Source organism: Stenotrophomonas sp. GD03877 (genome assembly GCF_029840555.1).
Lineage (GTDB): Bacteria > Pseudomonadota > Gammaproteobacteria > Xanthomonadales > Xanthomonadaceae > Stenotrophomonas > Stenotrophomonas geniculata.
Window position 1 is genome coordinate 85,315 of record NZ_JAOCCT010000014.1, and the last position, 19,856, is coordinate 105,170.

General features: G+C 66.9%; 20 protein-coding genes. 11 read left to right on the forward strand and 9 right to left on the reverse strand.

The genetic code is table 11. From position 1 onward, the window contains the following. Positions 1 to 31: 31 nt before the first annotated feature. From N5D20_RS12400 to N5D20_RS12435, 8 genes are all read right to left on the reverse strand, one after another. Positions 32 to 421 carry a Na+/H+ antiporter subunit G gene (locus N5D20_RS12400; RefSeq protein WP_019338586.1) on the reverse strand — a complete coding sequence of 130 codons (390 nt, stop codon included), beginning with the start codon at positions 419 to 421 and terminating at the stop codon, positions 32 to 34. Further along, complete coding sequence (locus tag N5D20_RS12405; protein WP_005411334.1) at positions 418 to 702, reverse strand: K+/H+ antiporter subunit F; 285 nt, start codon at positions 700 to 702, stop codon at positions 418 to 420. Before N5D20_RS12405 ends, N5D20_RS12400 begins: the two co-directional genes overlap by 4 nt. Next, positions 699 to 1,205, reverse strand: a complete 507-nt coding sequence (locus N5D20_RS12410) for a Na+/H+ antiporter subunit E (protein ID WP_043399391.1) — start codon at positions 1,203 to 1,205, stop codon at positions 699 to 701. The genes N5D20_RS12405 and N5D20_RS12410 overlap by 4 nt, the downstream gene beginning before the upstream one ends. After that, positions 1,202 to 2,737: a monovalent cation/H+ antiporter subunit D gene (locus tag N5D20_RS12415; protein WP_049480631.1), complete on the reverse strand. Its 1,536-nt coding sequence runs from the start codon at positions 2,735 to 2,737 to the stop codon at positions 1,202 to 1,204. The genes N5D20_RS12410 and N5D20_RS12415 overlap by 4 nt, the downstream gene beginning before the upstream one ends. Further along, positions 2,734 to 3,126, reverse strand: coding sequence for a Na+/H+ antiporter subunit C (locus N5D20_RS12420; protein WP_005419863.1), 393 nt, complete (start codon positions 3,124 to 3,126; stop codon positions 2,734 to 2,736). Before N5D20_RS12420 ends, N5D20_RS12415 begins: the two co-directional genes overlap by 4 nt. Next, positions 3,126 to 5,957 carry a monovalent cation/H+ antiporter subunit A gene (locus tag N5D20_RS12425; protein WP_054172653.1) on the reverse strand — a complete coding sequence of 944 codons (2,832 nt, stop codon included), beginning with the start codon at positions 5,955 to 5,957 and terminating at the stop codon, positions 3,126 to 3,128. Before N5D20_RS12425 ends, N5D20_RS12420 begins: the two co-directional genes overlap by 1 nt. A gap of 333 nt (positions 5,958 to 6,290) precedes the next feature. After that, positions 6,291 to 6,776: an Mpo1-like protein gene (locus N5D20_RS12430; protein ID WP_010482667.1), complete on the reverse strand. Its 486-nt coding sequence runs from the start codon at positions 6,774 to 6,776 to the stop codon at positions 6,291 to 6,293. Between the two features lie 135 nt (positions 6,777 to 6,911). Then, positions 6,912 to 7,838: a phosphoribosylaminoimidazolesuccinocarboxamide synthase gene (locus N5D20_RS12435; RefSeq protein WP_029379835.1), complete on the reverse strand. Its 927-nt coding sequence runs from the start codon at positions 7,836 to 7,838 to the stop codon at positions 6,912 to 6,914. A gap of 141 nt (positions 7,839 to 7,979) precedes the next feature. Here N5D20_RS12435 and N5D20_RS12440 point away from each other — a divergent pair, with 141 nt between their 5' ends. The 4 genes from N5D20_RS12440 to yegS all read left to right on the forward strand — a co-directional run bounded on the left by N5D20_RS12440 (position 7,980) and on the right by yegS (position 10,755). After that, the gene (locus N5D20_RS12440; RefSeq protein WP_005411327.1) at positions 7,980 to 8,309 is read left to right on the forward strand and encodes a DnaJ domain-containing protein; all 330 of its coding nucleotides are present in this window, start codon (positions 7,980 to 7,982) and stop codon (positions 8,307 to 8,309) included. Positions 8,310 to 8,366: 57 nt separating this feature from the next. Then, the gene (gene rpe / locus N5D20_RS12445; RefSeq protein WP_032127160.1) at positions 8,367 to 9,041 is read left to right on the forward strand and encodes a ribulose-phosphate 3-epimerase; all 675 of its coding nucleotides are present in this window, start codon (positions 8,367 to 8,369) and stop codon (positions 9,039 to 9,041) included. 58 nt (positions 9,042 to 9,099) lie between these two features. Continuing rightward, positions 9,100 to 9,582: a GNAT family N-acetyltransferase gene (locus tag N5D20_RS12450; protein WP_197579083.1), complete on the forward strand. Its 483-nt coding sequence runs from the start codon at positions 9,100 to 9,102 to the stop codon at positions 9,580 to 9,582. A gap of 237 nt (positions 9,583 to 9,819) precedes the next feature. Beyond that, positions 9,820 to 10,755 carry a lipid kinase YegS gene (gene yegS, locus N5D20_RS12455; protein ID WP_010482660.1) on the forward strand — a complete coding sequence of 312 codons (936 nt, stop codon included), beginning with the start codon at positions 9,820 to 9,822 and terminating at the stop codon, positions 10,753 to 10,755. A 15-nt stretch (positions 10,756 to 10,770) separates the two neighbouring features. On the opposite strand, the gene N5D20_RS12460 is transcribed toward yegS, so the two are convergent. Further along, positions 10,771 to 11,634 (reverse strand): ankyrin repeat domain-containing protein, encoded by an 864-nt coding sequence (locus tag N5D20_RS12460; protein ID WP_224328685.1) that lies wholly within the window; start codon positions 11,632 to 11,634, stop codon positions 10,771 to 10,773. A 105-nt stretch (positions 11,635 to 11,739) separates the two neighbouring features. Between N5D20_RS12460 and N5D20_RS12465 the strand changes: the two genes are divergently transcribed. The 7 genes from N5D20_RS12465 (at position 11,740) to N5D20_RS12495 (ending at position 19,818) form a co-directional block, all read left to right on the forward strand. Continuing rightward, positions 11,740 to 14,097 (forward strand): XVIPCD domain-containing protein, encoded by a 2,358-nt coding sequence (locus N5D20_RS12465; protein ID WP_191863364.1) that lies wholly within the window; start codon positions 11,740 to 11,742, stop codon positions 14,095 to 14,097. Between the two features lie 178 nt (positions 14,098 to 14,275). Continuing rightward, positions 14,276 to 15,751, forward strand: a complete 1,476-nt coding sequence (gene trpE / locus N5D20_RS12470) for an anthranilate synthase component I (protein ID WP_109815072.1) — start codon at positions 14,276 to 14,278, stop codon at positions 15,749 to 15,751. Between the two features lie 67 nt (positions 15,752 to 15,818). Further along, entirely contained in the window at positions 15,819 to 16,598 is a 780-nt protein-coding gene (locus tag N5D20_RS12475; RefSeq protein WP_100446891.1) for an SIMPL domain-containing protein, read from the forward strand. 2 nt (positions 16,599 to 16,600) lie between these two features. After that, the gene (locus N5D20_RS12480) at positions 16,601 to 17,188 is read left to right on the forward strand and encodes an aminodeoxychorismate/anthranilate synthase component II (protein ID WP_010482655.1); all 588 of its coding nucleotides are present in this window, start codon (positions 16,601 to 16,603) and stop codon (positions 17,186 to 17,188) included. Between the two features lie 16 nt (positions 17,189 to 17,204). Next, complete coding sequence (gene trpD / locus N5D20_RS12485; RefSeq protein ID WP_043399367.1) at positions 17,205 to 18,236, forward strand: anthranilate phosphoribosyltransferase; 1,032 nt, start codon at positions 17,205 to 17,207, stop codon at positions 18,234 to 18,236. A 74-nt stretch (positions 18,237 to 18,310) separates the two neighbouring features. Continuing rightward, on the forward strand, positions 18,311 to 19,105 hold the full coding sequence (trpC, locus tag N5D20_RS12490) for an indole-3-glycerol phosphate synthase TrpC (RefSeq protein ID WP_191850130.1): 795 nt from the start codon (positions 18,311 to 18,313) through the stop codon (positions 19,103 to 19,105). After that, positions 19,102 to 19,818, forward strand: coding sequence for a haloacid dehalogenase-like hydrolase (locus tag N5D20_RS12495; RefSeq protein WP_010482651.1), 717 nt, complete (start codon positions 19,102 to 19,104; stop codon positions 19,816 to 19,818). The genes trpC and N5D20_RS12495 overlap by 4 nt, the downstream gene beginning before the upstream one ends. Positions 19,819 to 19,856: the final 38 nt, after the last annotated feature.

Below are 19,856 nucleotides of genomic sequence, written 5' to 3' on the forward strand. Positions count from 1 at the left end.
AAGCGCCGACCAAGGTCGGCCGCTACCGGATTTACCGGCTCTGCGAACCTTCTTCCTCGCGCACCGGTTCCGGCGGAGGCAGCTGCTCTTCAGCGGCCGGCTCGTTGCCGGGCAGGCTGGGGCGGGTCTCCATCAGCAGCGACAGCGCGGCCTTGGCCATCATGTGCGCGCTGATCGGCGCGGTGATGAACAGGAACACGGTGATCAGCAGCTCGCGCGGCTGCGGGTCCTGGCCGAGGAAGATGTGGTAGCAGACCGAGCACACCAGCACGCAGCCCACGCCCAGCGTGCTGGCCTTGGTCGGTGCGTGCAGGCGCTTGAAGAAGGTGGACAGCTTCACCAGGCCCAGCGCGCCGACCAGGATGAAGAAGCAGCCGAACAGCAGCAGGATCGACAGGCCGATCTGGATCGCGGTGATCATTCGACGATGTCCCGGCGCAGCACGAACTTGCTCAGCACCACGGTGCTGCCGAAGCCGAGCATGGCGATGATCAGCGCGGCCTCGAAGTAGATCGGCGAGTTGAGGTACATGCCGAACAGCATCAGCTCGGCGATCGCGGTCACCGACAGGGTGTCCAGCGCGAGGATGCGGTCGGGCACGGTCGGCCCGCGCAGCAGGCGCCAGGTGGCCAGCAGCATGGCCAGGCCGACCACGTGCATGCACACCACCAGGGTGGTCTGGATGACTTCAAAACCGGTCATGGGAAGATCTCCATCAACGGCGCCTCGTAACGGCGCTTGATCGTATCGATCAGGTCCTGCGGGTCCTCCAGGTGCAGCACGTGCACCAGCAGGTACTTGCGGTCGTCACTGAGCGCGGCCGAGACCGTGCCCGGAGTCAGCGTGATCATGCTGGTCAGCGCGGCGATGCCGTGGATGTTGGCGATGTCCAGCGGCAGCCAGATGAAACCCGGGTGGATGTTCTTTTCCGGGCCCAGCACCTGCAGGGCGACGCGGATGTTGGACATCAGGATGTCCCACAGGGTCACGCACAGCAGTTTCGGCAACGGGCGCAGGGTGCCGATGCGCGCGAACTCGCGGTCCAGGCGTGCAGCGAACAGCGGCACCACCACGCCCAGCACCAGCCCCAGCACGATCTGGCCGAGGGTGAAGCTGTCGGACATCAGCAGCCAGAACGCCACCACCATGATGCTGAGCATCGGCGAGGGAATGACGCGGCGGAACAGGGAGCGCTGGGCGGTCATGGCTGGCGGATCTCCGGCGTGGTCGCACGCAGCTGCTGCACGTACTCACTGGGGTGCAGCAGCTGTGCGGCGGTGGCGTCGGTGTAGCGCATCAGTGGGGCGGCGCCCAGGGTCATGCCGATGCCGTAGCCCAGCAGGATGCAGGCGGCGTAGAGCTCGACCCGGCGCAGGCGTGCCTTGCGCGGCTTCGGTGCCTCGGGATCGACCGGTGGCACGCGCCAGAACAGGCGGATGCCGCCGCGGGTCAGGCCCATGATCACCAGCAGGCTGCTGACCAGCACCGCGGTCCAGACGGGGGCGGTGTACTGTGCCGGCATGCCAGCCAGCAGCGCGGCCTTGGCCAGGAAGCCGGACAGCGGCGGCAGGCCGGCCACCGATACCGCGCCGATCAGGAACAGCACCGCTGGGGTTTCCTTGCCCGGCATCGGTGCCACCACTTCCTTGCGGTCGCTGGCGCCACCACGTCGGCGGCGGATCAGGTCGGCAATCAGGAACAGCGCGGCGGCGACGAAGCTGCTGTGTGGCAAGTAGTACAGGCCGGCTGACAGCACCTGCGGCGTGCCTACCGAGAAGGCGATGAACAGCGTGGCTGCCGACACGATCACCAGGTAGGAGATCAGCACGCGCAGGCGGGTTGCGGCCAGCGCACCCAGGCCACCGAGCACCAGCGTTGCCACGCCGGCCCACAGCAGCCAGTCGCGGCCATAGCCGGTCATCGCGCCGGCATCGTCGCCGAACCACAGCATCTGGATGCGCAGCACCGAGTACAGGCCGACCTTGGTCATGATCGCGAACAGCGCGGCCACGGCGGCCGGTGCGCGCGAATACGCTTCCGGCAGCCACAGGTACAGCGGCATCAGCGCAGCCTTGGCGCAGAACACCAGCAGCAACAGGCCCATCGTCGCCTTCACCAGGGTCAGCTGCGCCGGCGGCACTTCGGCGATGCGCTGCGACAGCTCGGCCATGTTCAGCGAACCCAGTGAGGCGTACAGCAGGCCCAGCGCGATCAGGAACAGGGTCGAGGCGGTGACGTTGAACACCACGTAGTGCAGGCCGATGCGCATGCGCAGGCCGCGGCCACCGCTGAGCAGCAGGCCGTAGGAGGCGATCAGCATCACCTCGAAGAACACGAACAGGTTGAAGATGTCGCCGGTCAGGAACGCACCGTTGAGGCCCACCAGCTGGAACTGGAACAGTGCATGGAAGTGCGGTGCGCGGCGGTCCCAGCCCGAGCAGGCATGCAGCAGGCAGGGAATGGCCAGCAGCAGGGTGGTCAGCAGCATCCACGCCGACAGCCGGTCGGCCACCAGCGCGATGCCCAGCCGCGATGGCCAGTCTCCCAGCAGGTAGACGTTGATGTCACCGCTGGCCGTGCTGGCAAACAGCAGGCCCACCGCCAGGGCCAGCGCCGACAGCGCGGTCCAGGCCACCGCGCGCTGCACCCTCGGGCCGTAGCGACGGTGTTCGACGAACAGCGACAGCGCAGCGCCCAGCAGGGGAATCAGGATCGGCAGGATCACCAGGTGGTTCATGCGCGGTCCTCGCCCTGGCGCGGCGGCACGCGCTCATCCTGCAGGTCGTCGTCGGGCTCGTGTGCGTCCACGTGGTCGCTGTGGTTGTCGCTGCGGCTGCGCATGGCCAGCACGATGCTCACCGCAGTCATCGCGAAGGCGATCACGATCGCGGTCAGCACCAGTGCCTGCGGTAACGGGTCGGTGTAGTTGCCGAGATGGCTGTCCACACCTTCCTGCAGCACCGGCGCCTTGCCCAGCACCACGCGGCCACCGGCAAAGATCAGCAGGTTGGTGGCGTAGGACAGGAAGGTCATGCCGAGGATCACATCGAAGCTGCGCGCACGCAGCAGCAGGTAGATGCCGATGGCGGTCAGCACGCCGATCGCGGTAGCCAGGGCCAGTTCCATCAGTGCATCTCCCCGGTGCGGGCCGAACGGCGTTGCAGGTCGATCTCACCCTTGCGGGCAGTGCGGGTACGCGACGGCTTGATCGTGCCCATCATCGACAGCATCAGCATGGCGCCGCCGAACACCACCAGGTAGACGCCGATGTCGAAACCGATCGCGCTTGCCAGCGGCACGTCGCCGATCAGCGGCAGGTGCAGGTCGAGGTGGCCGCTGGTCAGGAACGGCACGCCGAACAGCATCGAGGCGCAGCCACTGAGCAGGGCGATCAGCAGGCCCATGCCGATGCAGCGGATGTAGTCGAAGCCGAAACGCGATTCCACCGACGCGGTGCCCTGGATCACGTACTGGATCAGCAGCGGCACCGCCAGCACCAGGCCGGCGATGAAGCCACCGCCCGGCGCGTTGTGGCCGCGCAGGAACAGGAAGATCGAGACGGTCAGGGTGAGCGGGAACATGATCTGCGCCAGGTCGGCCGGCACCGGCAGCTTGATCGGCGGGCCGGGCATGATCTGCTCCGGTGCCATCCGCGTACGCCGCAGCAGCGCGTGCACCACCAGCGCAGCGATGCCGAACACGGTGATCTCGCCAAAGGTATCGAAGCCGCGGAAGTCGACCAGGATCACGTTGACCACGTTCTGGCCATATGCCTCGGGCAGGGCACGGGCGAGCAGTTCGCCGGCCATGGTGTTGGGCGGCAGGGTCATCGCGGAGTACGCCAGCGCGCCAAGCCCGGCACCGGCGATGATCGCGATCACCGCATCGCGGCGCTTGCGCCAGCGCGGCCGCTCCGGCCCGGACTGCGCGGGCAGGTAGTTCATGCCCAGCAGCATCAGCACCAGGGTCACCATCTCCACCAGCAGCTGGGTCAGGGCCAGATCGGGTGCGGACAGGAACACGAAGGTCAGTGCCACCATCAGGCCGACACCGCCCACCAGCAGCACCGCCAGCAGGCGCTGCTTGTAGACGCGCAGGGTGGCAACGGCGCAGGCCATCATCACCAGCCACAGCACCCAGCCCAGCAGCGGGATCGGCTGCGGCGCGGTCCAGTTCGGCGAGGCCGGGTTGGCCACGAACGGCGCGGCGGCGACCACGATCGCCACCAGCACCAGGCCCAGCAGCATGCGCTGCAGGCTGCCATTGGCGATGCCATTGGTCAGGCGCATGGCCAGCGCGGAAAGGGCATCCAGCTGCGCATGGAACACGTTGCGGCCGGTGGTGCGGGTTTCCACGCCGTGCAGGTTGATCAGCTTGCGCAGGCCGAAGTACAGCGCCACGCCACCGACTACGCCGATCGCGCTCATCGCCAGCGGCAGGTTGAAGCCGTGCCAGACCGCCAGGCTGTACTCGGGCATGGCGTTGCCGAGGATCGACGCCGCAGCGGCATGCAGCACCGGCGCCACGGTCAGTGCCGGGGCGATGCCTACCGCCACGCAGATGACCACCAGCAGTTCCACCGGCACCTTCATCCAGCGCGGCGGTTCATGCGGCACGCGGTCCAGGTCGTGCGGGCCAGGGCCGAAGAAAGTGTCGTGCACGAAGCGCAGGCTGTAGGCCACGCCCAGTACGCCGGCCAGCAGCGCGGCGACCGACACCGCCGTGCGCATCGCACCCGGGCCGCCACCGGCGGTCAGCGCTTCGGCGAACAGCATTTCCTTGGACAGGAAGCCGTTGAGCAGCGGGATGCCGGCCATCGCCAGCGAGGCGATGATTGCCAGCGCGCTGGTGAACGGCATCAGCTTACGCAGGCCGCCGAGCTTGCGCATGTCACGGGTGCCGGTTTCGTGGTCGATGATGCCGGCGGCCATGAACAGCGAGGCCTTGAAGGTGGCGTGGTTGAGGATGTGGAACACGCCGGCCACCACCGCCATCGGCGTGGACAGGCCGAACAGCAGGGTGATCAGGCCCAGGTGCGAGATCGTTGAATAGGCCAGCAGGCCCTTCAGGTCGTGCTGGAAGATTGCGTTCCAGGCACCGATCAGCAGGGTCAGCGCGCCGATGCCGCTGACCGTATAGAAGAACAGGTCGCTGCCGGCCAGCGCCGGGTGCAGGCGCGCCAGCAGGAACACACCGGCCTTCACCATGGTGGCCGAGTGCAGGTAGGCCGAGACCGGCGTCGGCGCCGCCATCGCGTGCGGCAGCCAGAAGTGGAACGGGAACTGCGCGCTCTTGGTGAAGATGCCGGCCAGCACCAGGAACAGCGCGTACGGGTACAGCGCGCTGGCGCGGATCTGCTCGCCGGCGGCCAGTACCACGTCCAGGTCGAAGCTGCCGACGATACGGCCGATCAGCAGCACGCCACCGAGCAGGGCCAGGCCGCCGCCGCCGGTGATCACCAGCGCCATGCGCGCGCCTTCGCGGGCGTCCTGGCGGTGCGACCAGAAGCCGATCAGCAGGAACGAGCTGATGCTGGTCATTTCCCAGAAGATCATCAGCAACAGCAGGTTGCCCGACAGCACCATGCCCAGCATGGCGCCCATGAACAGCAGCAGGTAGCAGTAGAAGCGGTGCGCGTTGTCCTGCTGGCTCAGGTAGTAGCGCGCATACAGCACCACCAGCGCGCCGATGCCCAGCACCAGCCCGGCGAACATCCAGGCCAGCCCATCCAGGCGCAGGGTGAAGTCCAGGCCGATCTGTGGCAGCCAAGGGACCATCGTCCGCACCACCTGGCCGTCGAGTACGGACGGGGTCAGCCAGCCGAGGATGGCCAGTCCGCCCAACGGCGCCAGCGCCGCCAGCCAGGCAGCAGTCGAGCGCGAACTACGGGGGAAGGCCGCAACAGCCGCTGCCATCAGGAACGGCAGGGCCAGCAGCAGGGGCAGGCTGGGGAGCATGCAGGGAATCCATGATTCACGAGCAGGTCAGGGAGGATAACAGGCTGCGAAATGTCGCCGAAACCCATCGAACAGCGATCAATTGCATGTAACGTTCGCTGATTCATTTTTTCTGCGGTGCAGCATCGCGTTCCTGCATCTCTTCCCCGCTAGCCCTGGGAGGACACCCTACGCCCACGCAGGGAGACCGCAGGCCCTGTCGCACAGGGGCTGCCGTCGACGGGCGGGAAGTGGGGAGCGAGTCACCGGGGCAGGCTGGCAGGGCCGTCGTGGAGTGCGGGTGACGGAATCTGCCCGTTCAGGAAACGACGGTCGCCGTCGGCCGGCCGCAGTTCAATAGCGCCAGTCGAGCTTGCGGTAGAACTTGGCCATCACCCAGGCCGGGCCGATCAGCAGGTAGGTCAGGTCGGTCAGGAAGCTGGGCTTGCGGCCCTCGAACGTGTGGCCGATGAACTGCGCGATCCAGGCCACCACGAACACGCCCACCGCCAGCCAGCGCAGGGCCTGCAGGCCGATCTCGGCCTCCAGCAGGCGGCACAGGCAGCCGAACACGAAGAACTGGATGAGCATGCCGATGCCCAGCGGGCGCGACAGCTTGTTGTAGAAACACCACGCGCTGAACATCGCGAACGCCGACCAGATGCCGTACTGGAACCAGGTGATCAGCGGCGGCAAGCACCACAGCAGGGCCACCACCGACCACAGGATCGCCGGTACCGCCACCACGTGGATGCGCTGGTTGATCACATTGCGGTGGTCGTCGGAGTAGCTGGCGAAATAGCGGTCGATCGGCCGCGCAAGCTCGGTGGATGTCTGCATGCGGCCAGCATACTCCCGCCAGGGCCGACAGTAGAGCCAGGCCATGCCTGGCTGCGGATTCGCCGAGGTTGCCGGCCAGCGGCCGGCACTACCACCAAAATGAAACGCCCCCGGCGGGCCGGGGGCGCAGGCGGATCAGTCGACGCTGATCCCGGCCAGGCGCTGCAGCGCCTCGGCGTACTTGGCGCGGGTGCGCTCGATGATCTCGGCCGGGATGGTCGGGCCCGGGGCGGTCTTGCCCCAGTCCAGCGTCTCCAGGTAATCGCGCACGAACTGCTTGTCGTAGCTCGGCGGGCTGGTACCCACTTCGTACTCGTCGGCCGGCCAGTAACGCGAGGAATCCGGCGTCAGCATCTCGTCCATGATGTACAGGCGGCCATCGGCGTCGGTACCGAACTCGAATTTGGTATCGGCCAGGATGATGCCGCGCTCGCGGGCGTAATCGGCGGCGAACTTGTAGATGCGCAGGGTGGCGTCGCGCACGCGCTCGGCCAGGTCCGCACCGACCTGCTTCACCATCGCGTCGAAATCGATGTTCTCGTCGTGGTCGCCGACGGCGGCCTTGGTCGAGGGGGTGAAGATCGGCTCGGGCAGCTGCTCGGCCTGGCGCAGGCCGTCGGGCAGATCGATGCCGCTGACCTTGCCGGTGCGCTGGTAATCCTTCCAGCCGCTGCCGATCAGGTAGCCGCGGGCGATCGCTTCCACCGGCACCGGCTTCAGCTTGCGGGTGACCACCGCGCGCTTGGCATACAGGGCCGGGTCCACGCCTTCGGGCAGCACGCTGGCCACGTCGATGCCGGTCAGGTGGTTGGGCATCAGGTGCGCGGTCTTGGCGAACCAGAAGTTGGAGACCTGGCAGAGCATCTCGCCCTTGCCCGGGATCGGGTCGGGCAGGACCACGTCGAACGCCGACAGGCGATCGGTGGCCACCATCAGCAGGTAGTCGCCCGGTGGGGTCCCTGCGGGCAGCCGCTCGCGCGGGATATCGAACACATCACGCACCTTGCCGCGATGGCGCAAGGGCAGGCCGGGGAGATCGGATTGCAACAGCGTGGTTGGCACGGGCACTCCTGGGGCGTTGTCGATACGGCTGCCCAACGGACCCGGCGGGCCCGCTGACCAGCGGGCGGCCTAGTGTAAAGCCGTCCGGGCCCGCTGTGACGTAAAATGAGCGTCCATTTCGTCGGTCGACCCCGGAGCGCCATGCGCTGGTACGGAAAACTGCTCGGATTCATCGCCGGCGCCCTGCTGTTCCGGCCCAATCCGCTGTTTGGCGCGGTGGTCGGCCTGTTGATCGGCCATGCCTTCGACTCGGACTGGTTCCGCCTGAACAAGGAGAATCCGTACCGGGAGCTGGGGCTGACCTCCGAGGCCACCGATGCCGAGGTCGAGCGCGCCTATCGCAAGCTGATCTCGCAGTACCACCCCGACAAGCTTGGCGGCGCCGCCCCCGAGCTGCAGCAGCAGGCCGAGCAGAAGTCGCGGCGGATCAACGCCGCCTACGATCGCATCAAGACCCTGCGCAAGCGCTGACCCGACAGTCCCGCCTGCGGGCGGGAGAATCCTTTCCCCGTTCCGAAGGCCCCGGCCATGTCCAACTGCCTCATCGCCCCGTCCATTCTCTCCGCCAACTTCGCCCGTCTCGGCGAGGAAGTCGACAACGTCCTCGCCGCCGGTGCGGACTGGGTCCACTTCGACGTGATGGACAACCACTACGTGCCGAACCTGACCATCGGCCCGATGGTCTGCCAGGCCTTGCGCAAGCACGGCGTCACCGCGCCGATCGACGTGCACCTGATGGTTGAGCCGGTGGACCGCATCATCCCGGACTTCGCCGAGGCCGGTGCCACCTACATCAGCTTCCACCCGGAGGCCAGTCGCCACGTGCACCGCACCATCCAGCTGATCCGCTCGCTGGGCTGCAAGCCGGGCATCGTGCTGAACCCGGCCACCCCGGTGGACATCCTCGACTGGGTGCTGGATGACCTGGACCTGGTGCTGCTGATGTCGGTCAACCCGGGCTTCGGCGGCCAGGCCTTCATCCCGTCGGCGCTGGACAAGCTGCGCGTGGTGCGCAAGATGATCGACGCCAGCGGCAAGGACATCCGCCTGGAGATCGACGGCGGTGTGAAGGCCGACAATATCGGTGAGATCGCCGCCGCCGGTGCGGACACCTTCGTCGCCGGCTCGGCCATCTTCAACGCCAAGACCAGCTACCAGGACGTGATCGCGCAGATGCGCGCCAACGTCGCTGCGGCGCGCTGACAAAAAGGGGACGGAGGGGATTAAGCTCGCCTGATCCCCTCCGTCCCCTTTTCCGCCCATGGCACTGTTGAACATCCGCGCGGCCACCGTGGCCGACGCCGGCCTGATCCTGCACTTCATCCGTGAGCTGGCCATCTACGAGAAGGCCGAGCATTCGGTGCAGACCGATGAGATCGGCATCGCCGAGAGCCTGTTCGGTGCCGACGCCACGGCGCGCGCGCTGATCTGCGAAGCCGCCGGCGAAGCGATCGGCTATGCGGTGTACTTCTACAACTACTCCACCTGGCTGGGCCGCAAGGGCATCTACCTGGAAGACCTGTACGTCAGCCAGGAAAAGCGCGGGGCAGGCGCCGGCAAAGCGCTGCTGAAGTACATCGCACGCCAGGCCGTGGCCGAGGGCTGCGGACGTTTCGAATGGTCGGTGCTGGACTGGAATACTCCGGCCATCGAGTTCTACACCGCCGCCGGTGCCAAGCCCCAGGACGAGTGGACCGTGTACCGGCTGCAGGGCCAGGCATTGCACGACTTCGCCAACGGTTGAAGTGAAGTGCATCCACGCATGGCGTGGATCTACCAACCAGCTGGGAGAAGAACCAAAAAAAAGACCACGCCAATCACTGGCGTGGCCTCGCTGCATGCGTGGGAGGCTGATCCTGCCTCCATCCGTCGTCCCTGCTATGGCCTTCCATTCTCCGGTTGCTGAATGACATCTGCGTGACATTCACCGCGGACAAACAGCGCATTGCTAGCCTGTGCGCCCCCGTCCTGGAAGCACCACATGGCCGCACCGCGCTGGCGCCTGATCCTCAATGGCAAATCCGCTGGCAACGATGAGTTGCGCGACGCCGTCGGCCATTGGCGCGGGCAGGGCGTGCAGCTGGAAGTGCGGGTGACCTGGGAGGACGGCGACGCCGAACGCTACGTGGCCGAGGCGATTGATCATGGCGTGGACGTGATCGTGGCTGCTGGTGGCGATGGCACGCTCAGTGCGGTGGCCGAGACCCTGGCCCACCGTGAGGAACCGGCGGATGCGCTGCCATCACTGGCGCTGATTCCGATGGGGACCGCCAACGACTTCGCGACTGCTGCCGGCATTCCCACCGAGCCGAAGGAGGCCTTCGGCTTGATCGGGCAGGCGACGCCGCATGCGATCGATCTCCTGCGCGTGGACGCCGATGGCACCCACTGGTGGTGCGCCAACCTTGCCAGCGGTGGTTTTGGCACGCAGGTAACGGTGGAGACCGATGCCGGCTTGAAGAAGATGCTGGGCGGGCTGGCCTACGTGATCACCGGCATCGCCAAGCTGGGTCGCATCGAGCCGATCACCGCGCGGCTGTCCGGCCCGGACTTCGCGTGGGAAGGCGACTTCATCGCGCTCGGCATCGGCAATGGCCGCCAGGCAGGCGGTGGCCAGCAATTGTGCCCGCAGGCACTGATCGATGATGGGCAGCTGGACGTGACGGTGCTTCCGGAGCTGGAGGGGGAAGTCACTGCCACGCTCGGCCAGATGCTGAAGTCCGGCACCCAGGCCGCGCTGGAACAGCTGGCAACGCGCGCGCGGCTGCCATGGTTGCAGGTGGAGTCCGAGCGCCCGCTGACGCTCAACCTGGACGGTGAACCGGTACAGGCGCGCCAGTTCCGCATCGCGTGCGTGCCGGGCAGGGTGCGGATGCACCTGCCCGTGGGCTGTGCACTGTTGTCCGAGCCGCGCTGAGCCGCACCGGAAGTCCTACAACGGCGGTATGTCCTGCTCCTTCGCCGGGAACCCGAATGCTTCACGCTTCTCGCGGATGTACTGCGGCAGCGGCGGCCGGGCAATGCCGTGATCGATCAGCCACTGCTGGCACTTCTTCTGCCACGGCAGCAGGTCCGGTGTGGTGATTTCCCAGTAGATGGCTTCGACCATGGCCATCCGATCGGGCGCGCCCGGTTGCGCCGATGACGGCGATGCAATCGTGGGGTCCGCACCATGTTCAAGCAGCCAGTAGGCCTGCTCGAAGCCGCCACGGCCGGTGTACCAGCTCAGGACCGTATCGGCCTGGCCGATGTTGGATTCGTTGACGTGTGCGCCGCGCTCCACCAGCAGCTGGATGTTCTTCCACAGGTTGCCGGAAATGAAGGCCTGGAACAGCAGCGTTTCGGTATTGGAGGTGCGCGTGTCCGGGTCGCCGCCATGATCCAGCAGCAGGGCCAGGTAGCGCGGATCGTCCATCTTCGCGGCATAGACCATGGCGTTGTTGTGGCGGAACGTCTCGCCGTCCAGCGTTTCAATACGCCGTGCATTCGGATTGGCGCCGTTGTCGAGCATCGCGCGCAGGCCTTCCAGGTTCCGCGCGCGCAACGGCCACGCGATGAGCGGAATGCCATCCTGCTTCGAGAACTCCTTGTCGGGGTTCACGCCTTCGGTCTTGATCAGGCGCGTGATCGTCGCCGCATCTCCCTGTTCGGCGGCAATGGCCAGCTCCAGGGCCTTGCCTTCGAAATAGCGCTCCGCGCCATGTGAAGACGTGCGCGCGCAGGCGCTCAGCAGTATCAGCAGCATCATCGCCAGCCAGGAGAATGGCGTAAAGGAACTGTGAGGGTGACGGTGCATGTGATTCCTTGACATGGACGCGTTCGGGGGATGATAGCGTTGGCCGTGGTCATTCCAGCAGGTCCTGGATGACCACGTCTTCACTGCTGAGCAATGGAGTCTGCCATGAGCGGTCACGATCCCGAGCAGCAGGAACGCCTGCTGCAGGCCCGCGCCAGGCGCGTCCAGGCGCAGCAGCACCTGGTCGAGCAACTGCAGGGCGGTGGACACGCCACCGAAGCGGCGCGCCTGCGCGAGACCTATCACGCCCGCGAGCTGGGTTCGCTTGCTGATGATGTGTATGCCTCGGCAAAGGGCAAAGGAGAACCGCCGGTCGGGTGGACGCGAGCCAGTGCCGTGACCGACCCAGACACGCTCAAAGCAGCGGGCATCAGCCTGGGGGCAGCCGACCTGAAGAAGCTGATGCGGCCGAACGACTCGGGTTTCCGCGCAGAGATCTACATTCCGGACAAAAGGGTGTTCGGTGATGACGCCAAGCCGGTGCTGGTGTTCAAGGGATCCACGGGCGAAATCATCGATCCCCGGGCGAAAGGCGGGCGGCGTGAGTCCGGAGGCGAGGATTTCCTCAACAACGGACGCCAGGGCGTGGGCATGCAGAGTGACTACTACGATCGGGCCATGGCACTGGCGAGTCGCTTGAAGACCTCCGGTACCCACTTTGAACTCGCCGGTCATTCGCTTGGCGGCGGCATGGCCTCTGCCGCTTCGGCGGTGACCGGTGTACGTGCGACCACCTTCAATTCGGCGGGCCTGCATCCGGCCACCGCCGATCGCTACGCGAAATCCCACGGATTGCCGGTGTTCAACACGCGCGACACGGTGCACACCTACCAGACCTCGGGTGAAGTGCTCAACGATGTGCAGAACGGATTGAAGCGGCTCAACGAGCATCACCGGCAGGGCTTTGGCCTGCTGGCCAGCGAGACCAGCCAGCTGCTGCGCCAGCCCGGCGTGCAGCAGATGGTTACCCGCAAGCTGCAGGAGATGATGCCGGCCGGTGCGCAGACGGCCACCGCCCAGCTGGTTGACCAGCTGGCGTCGAAATCCGGGGCGGAGGCATTGCGCAATGTTCCGGTGGCCGCGGGCAGGATGGAACTGTTGCTGGATGCCAAGACCGAAGTGAATGGAAAGGTGGTGGACCGCCGCCATCGAGAAGCGCCAAGCCAGCTTGCCGAATACGGTGGCCCGTTGGCCGAGGTGCTGATCGCAGGTGCGCGTGGCATGCGTGCCGGACGGGTTGCCGGTGAACATGTCGAGCAGGTCGGCGCGCTGGCGGGCCGGGGCATGAGCCTGTCCGGCGTGGCCGTCGAGCGTGCGTCGACCCTGCAGGGAAATGCGATCGGCACCGTGGTCGACTACGGTGGAAAGAGCATGCGGGTCGGCATCGAAGGCGGTGCGACGGTCATTGCCAAGGGACGCGAGCTGCAGGGTCTGGTCGAATCGGTCAGCCACCGCGTGCAGGCCAAGGGCAGTTACGGCTGGAACATCGGGGCCAGCGTGCTGGGTGCGCTCGGTGCCGACGACATGGCCAGGCAGATGCGCGAGCACGGTGACGCGGCCCGCAATCAACACGAAACCAAGGCCCGTGAAGCCACCCGTGAAGCAGCGGCGGATGCCGGCCGCATCCGCGCCGGCGGCCATCATCTGGGCGGCCAGCTGCAGCAGGGCGTGCATGGCGTGGCCAATGGGCTGCGCAATGGCTATGCCGTGTACGGCGCGACTTTCCACATGGGCATGAACTGGAGCAGCCATCAGATCACCGGGCTGACCTCGCAGGCGCCGGCCGTGCTGGCCGGTACCGTGGGGCTGGGCGCGATGGCCAACAAGGGCATTGCCACGCACCTGCCCACGCCGGCACTGCCGCAGAACCTGGTCAACCTTGCCAAGACGTCGTGGGTGATCGGGCGCGGCAGTGCGACCATGGGGGAGTCGGTGGACCGGCATGGCATGAGCGAGACGATGAACCCCAGTCTCGACGCGGCAATCGCGAGCCAGGAGGCGGCCGCGCGCAAGCTGCTTGGACGGCCGCATGCGCAGCTGCAGGAGGGGGCCGCGAAGATGCCAGCGCTGAACGATCCGGGGCACATCGACTTCCATCTGTTCAAGGGCGCGCAGACCGGCGTGCACGGCCTCGATGTGGCACATGGCCGCATCCCGAACCTGCAGAGCGACCAGCTGGCCGGGGCGTTGGCTGCGCAGGCCAAGCGCGATGGGCTGCAGGCCATTTCCCATGTGCTGCTCAGTGACGACCGCACGCGGGCATTCGCGGTCGACACCCCGGATCTGCAGGCGGCCCACCGCCGACATGCGCACGTGGACGTGGCGGCCGGCATGGCCCAGCCGCTGGCCGTGAGCACGGCGCAGGTTGACGCCCTGAACACCGGTCGCGAACAGGTGACGGCGGCTGGACTGGCCCAGCAACAGGGGCTGGAGGCCCAGGAGAACGCCCGGCGGATGGGCTAATGGCCGAATGAACCGCGCCGCGGCGGCGGGGTTCCCCTCCCGCCCCGGCTGCGATACAGTCAAGGGGTGTCCAGCCTGACGACCCCGCATACCCTTTCTTCCGCACGCCGTTGGTGGCGATGGTGGCCCGTTGCCGTCGTCCGCCCCCATAACGCTGTGTCCCGGAAGGAAAGTCGTCTTGAACTCGCACGCTCAGTTTCAGCAGCAGGCCGCTGAAGGCCACACCCATATTCCCGTCGTCCGTGAAGTGCTGTCCGACCTGGACACGCCGCTTTCGGTCTATCTGAAGCTCGCCGACGGCCCCAATACCTACCTGTTTGAATCCGTCGAAGGCGGCGAGCGCTTCGGTCGTTACTCGATCATCGGCCTGCCGGCGCGCCGCGTGTATGCCTTCCACGGCCACACGCTGACCGTGCGCGAAGACGGCCAGGTGGTGGACACCCGCGAGGTAGCCGATCCCTTCGCCGAAGTCGAGGCGCTGCGCAGCGCCCACTCGGTGCCCAAGCTGGAAGGCCTGCCGGGCTTCACCGGTGGCCTGGTCGGCTGGTTCGGTTTCGAATGCATCGGCTACATCGAACCGCGCCTGGCGCCGCCGGCCGGCCGTGATGAACTGGGCACCCCGGACATCCTGCTGCTGGATTCCAATGAGCTGGCGGTGTTCGACAATCTCAAGGGCCGGCTGTACCTGATCGTGCATGCCGACCCCCGGGTCGAGGGGGCCTTCGAGCAGGCCCAGGCCCGCCTGGATGCCCTGACCGCCAAGCTGCGCGCACCGGGCGCCGGTTATCCCGCCCCGCTCAACAGTGATGTGCTGGACGAGTCCGATTTCGTCTCCGGTTTTACCCGCGAAGGCTTCGTCGATGCGGTCCAGCGCAGCAAGGAATACATCCGCGCCGGTGACATCTTCCAGGTGGTGCTCAGCCAGCGCCTGAGCGTGCCGTTCAAGGCGCGCCCGGTGGATGTGTACCGCGCGCTGCGTGCACTGAACCCGTCGCCGTACATGTACTTCCTGGATGTCGGCGACCTGCAGGTGGTCGGCTCGTCGCCGGAAATCCTGGTGCGTCTGCAGGATGGCGAAGTCACCGTGCGCCCGATCGCCGGTACCCGTCCGCGCGGTGCCACCGTCGAGCAGGATCTGGCGCTGGAAGCCGAACTGCTGGCCGATCCGAAGGAACGCGCCGAGCACCTGATGCTGATCGACCTCGGCCGCAACGATGCCGGTCGCGTGTCCAAGGCCGGCACCGTGGAAGTGGGCGAGCAGTTCGTGATCGAACGCTACAGCCACGTCATGCACATCGTCAGCGAAGTGACCGGGCAGCTGCAGCCGGGGCTGAGCTATGCCGATGTGCTGCGCGCCACCTTCCCGGCCGGCACGGTCAGCGGCGCGCCGAAGATCCGCGCGCTGGAGGTGATCCGCGAGCTGGAACCGATCAAGCGCAATGTCTATGCCGGCAGCATCGGCTACATCGGCTGGCACGGCGATGCCGATACCGCGATCGCGATCCGCACCGCGGTGATCAAGGATGGCCGCCTGTACGTGCAGGCCGGCGCCGGCATCGTCTACGACTCGGACCCGGACAAGGAATGGGACGAGACGATGAACAAGGGCCGCGCGCTGTTCCGCGCCGTCGCCCAGGCCGCCAAGGGCCTGTGAGCCTTTCCGTGCCGTGGCCTGCGCCGCGGCACCTCCTGCAGTTCCCATTCAAGACAAGGAGTACCGCATGAAGCTGCTGAGCGCATTGCTGTGGTCGTCACTGCTGGCCACGATGGCCCCGTCTGCGTGGGCGCAGGCCAATACCATTCCTTCGCAGCCGCACCTGCTGGTGAAGGGCGAGGCGCGCCGCGTGGTGATGCCGGACCGGTTCGGCCTGCAGTTGAACATCGAAGAGACCGACATGGATGCCGACGCCGCGCGCCACCGCGTGCAGGACAACGTCGCGCGTGTGCTGGCGCTGTTCAAGCAGCACAAGGCGGTGGAAGGCAGCGTGCGCGCGGACAACCTGCGTATCGGTCCGGCGACGCGCTATGAGCAGAACCGGCAGGTCTTCATCGGCACCCGCGTGTCGCGCCAGCTGCGTGCCAGCTTCGCCAGCGTGAAGGCGATGCAGGACGTGCTGGGTGCGCTGAAGGCCAACGAGAACGTGCAGGTCAGCAGCGTGGCCCCGACCTACTCGGGCGAAGTGGCGCTGCGACGCGAACTCAAGGGCGAAGCAGCGGCCAAGACCCGCGAGTCCGCGCAGGGCCTGGCCAAGGCCTATGGAACGAAAGTGCGTGGCCTGTACAGCATCTCCGACGTGGCGCCGGACTTCGCCTACGGCATCCAGGCCGGGCAATGGCCGCAGCCGGGCGAGGATGGTGAGTATCTGGACAGGATCTCGGTGACCGGCAGCTATGCACCGGCCTCGGCATCAGCGCCCGGTGCACCGGAGTCCATTGAAGCCGGCCCCATCACCTACACCGAAAACGTATACGCCATTTTCCTGATAAGCGACGGAACCTGACCATGTTGTGGATGATCGACAACTACGACAGCTTCACCTACAACCTCGTGCAGTACCTGCAGACGCTGGGCGCCGAAGTGAAGGTGGTGCGCAACGATGCGATGAGCGTGGACGAGATCGCCGCGCAGAAACCCGAGCGCATCGTCATCTCGCCCGGCCCGTGCACGCCCAACGAGGCGGGCGTGTCGCTGGAACTGATCGAGCGCCTCGGCCCGACCACGCCCATCCTCGGCGTCTGCCTGGGCCACCAGGGCATCGGCCAGGTCTACGGTGGCACGGTCATCCGCGCGGGCAACATCATGCACGGCAAGACCTCGCCCATCCGCCATGAAGGCAAGGGCGTGTTCGCCGGCCTGCCGGATCGTTACCAGGCCACCCGCTACCACTCGCTTGTGGTGGACAAGCACAGCCTGCCCGATGTGCTGGAAGTGACCGCCTGGACCGAGAACGAGGACGGCTCGATCGAAGAGATCATGGGCCTGCGTCACCGCCAGTTCCCGGTGGAGGGCGTGCAGTTCCACCCCGAATCCATCCTCACCGAACACGGCCACGCCCTGCTGCGCAATTTCCTGCAGCGTCCGGCGGCCTGATCCAAGGAGCATTCCCATGAGCTTCTCCCCCCAGGAAGCCCTGCAACGCACCATCGAGCACCGCGAAATCTTCTTCGACGAAATGGTCGACCTGATGCGGCAGATCATGCGCGGCGATGTCTCGCCGATGATGACCGCCGCCATCCTCACCGGCCTGCGGGTGAAGAAGGAAACCATCGACGAGATCGCGGCCGCGGCCACGGTCATGCGCGAATTCGCGCTGGCGGTGCCGGTGGCCGATACCACCCATCTGGTCGACATCGTCGGTACCGGTGGCGATGGCTCGCATACCTTCAACATCTCCACCTGCGCGATGTTCGTGGCGGCCGCAGCCGGCGCGCGCGTGGCCAAGCATGGCAACCGCAGCGTGTCGTCCAAGTCCGGCAGCGCCGATGCGGTCGAAGCACTGGGTGCCGCCATCGAACTGCAGCCGGCCCAGGTGGCCGCGGCCATCGAGCAGACCGGCATCGGCTTCATGTTCGCGCCGATCCACCATCCGTCGATGAAGGTGGTCGCGCCGGTCCGCCGCGAGATGGGCGTGCGCACCATCTTCAACATCCTCGGCCCGCTGACCAACCCGGCCAGCGCGCCGTCGGTGCTGATGGGCGTGTTCCACCCCGATCTGGTGGGCATCCAGGCGCGCGTGCTGCGCGAGCTGGGCACCGAGCGCGCCATGGTGGTCTGGGGCCGCGACAACATGGACGAGATCTCGCTGGGCGCCGGCACCCTGGTGGGCGAGCTGCGCGACGGCAAGGTGCGCGAGTACGAGATCCACCCGGAAGACTTCGGCATCGCCATGTCGGCCAGCCGCAACCTGCGCGTGGACGGCCCGGAGCAGTCCATCGCCATGCTGCGCGCCGTGCTGGACAACCAGCAGGGACCGGCACTGGACATCGTGGCGCTGAATGCCGGCGCCGCGCTGTACGTGGCCGGCGTGGCCAGCGACATCGGCGATGGCCTGGCCCGTGCCCGTGCAGCCATCGCCAACGGCAGCGCCCGCCAGCGCCTGCAGCAGTATGTGGAGACCACCCGCGCGCTGGTTGCCTGAGCGCGCGGTTCAGCCTGACCCTTTTGATGGCCGATAATGGCCGTCCTCACCGCCCCCGCACCGAACCGACGACGATGAGCGACATCCTGCAGACGATCCTGGCCCGCAAGGCCGAAGAAGTGGCCCAGCGCCGCGCCCAGCGCCCGCTCGAGGCGCTTCAGGCCGCCGTGGACAGCGCCCCGCCGGTACGTGGCTTCGTGCGCGCCCTGCAGGCGGCCGTGGCCAATGGCGACCCCGCGGTCATCGCCGAGGTGAAGAAGGCCAGCCCGTCCAAGGGCGTGATCCGCCCGGATTTCCGCCCGGCCGATATCGCCGTCAGCTACGAGTTCGGTGGCGCCAGTTGCCTGTCGGTGCTGACCGACGTGGATTTCTTCCAGGGTGCCGACGCCTACCTGCAGCAGGCCCGCGAGGCCTGCACGCTGCCGGTGCTGCGCAAGGACTTCGTGATTGACGCCTACCAGGTGTACGAGGCGCGCGTGCTGGGCGCCGACTGCATCCTGCTGATCGTCGCCGCGCTGGACGACACCCAGCTGGCCACCCTGTCCGAACTGGCACTGTCGCTGGGCATGGACGTGCTGGTGGAAGTGCATGACATCGACGAACTGGAGCGTGCGCTGCAGGTGCCGGCACCGATGATCGGCATCAACAACCGCAACCTGCGCACCTTCGAAGTGTCGCTGCAGACCACGCTGGACATGCAGAAGGCGGTGCCGCGTGACCGCCTGCTGGTGACCGAGAGCGGCATCCTGGGCCCACAGGACGTGGCGCTGATGCGCGATGCCGGCATCCATGCGTTCCTGGTCGGCGAGGCCTTCATGCGCGTGGAAGAGCCGGGCGAGGGCCTGCGTCAGCTATTCTTCGCGGCATGAAAACGCACTATCCGACGCCGCGCGACGATGCGCCGCTGGTGGTCTTCGATTTCGACCACACCCTCTACGACGGCGATTCGGGCACCCACCTGTTCGCCTCGCTGATCAAGCGCAACCCGTTGCGGATGCTGGCGGCGCTGCTGGTCACGCCGATCGCCGGGCCGATGGTGGCGCTGCTGCCGACCCGTCGTGCCGGTATTTCGGTCTATGTGTGGATCGGCAGCTTCGGCCTGCACCGTGCGCGCGATTTCAACAAGGTCATCGACGCCTATGTGCTGCGCAATGAGGCGCAGATGCGCGCCAAGCTGCTGCCGCAGGCGCTGGAGGTGTTCGCCGCGCACCGCGCCAAGGGCGACCGCGTGGTGGTTGCCACCGGCGCGCCGCCAGAGCTGGCACGGGCGATCCTGGCCTTCGTCGCCCACCAGGACGTACCGGTGATCGGCACCGAGGTTGGCCCACGGCTGGGCGGCGTAGGCCCGACCCGCCACTGCCACAACGAAGAGAAGATGCGCATGCTGCGCGAGCGCGGCTACGGCGATATCGATATCGCCTACTCCGACAGCACCGCCGACCTGCCATTGCTGCTGGCGGCCAAGGCGCCGGTGGTGGTGAACCCGAAGCCGGGCAGGGTGGACTTCTTCCGCCGCGTGCTGCCGGCCGGCACCCGCATCCTCAACTGGGGCTGCGTGGACCGTGGTGGCGACAAGGCCTGATCCGAGCCTGTTGTAGAGCCGAGCCATGCTCGGCTGCT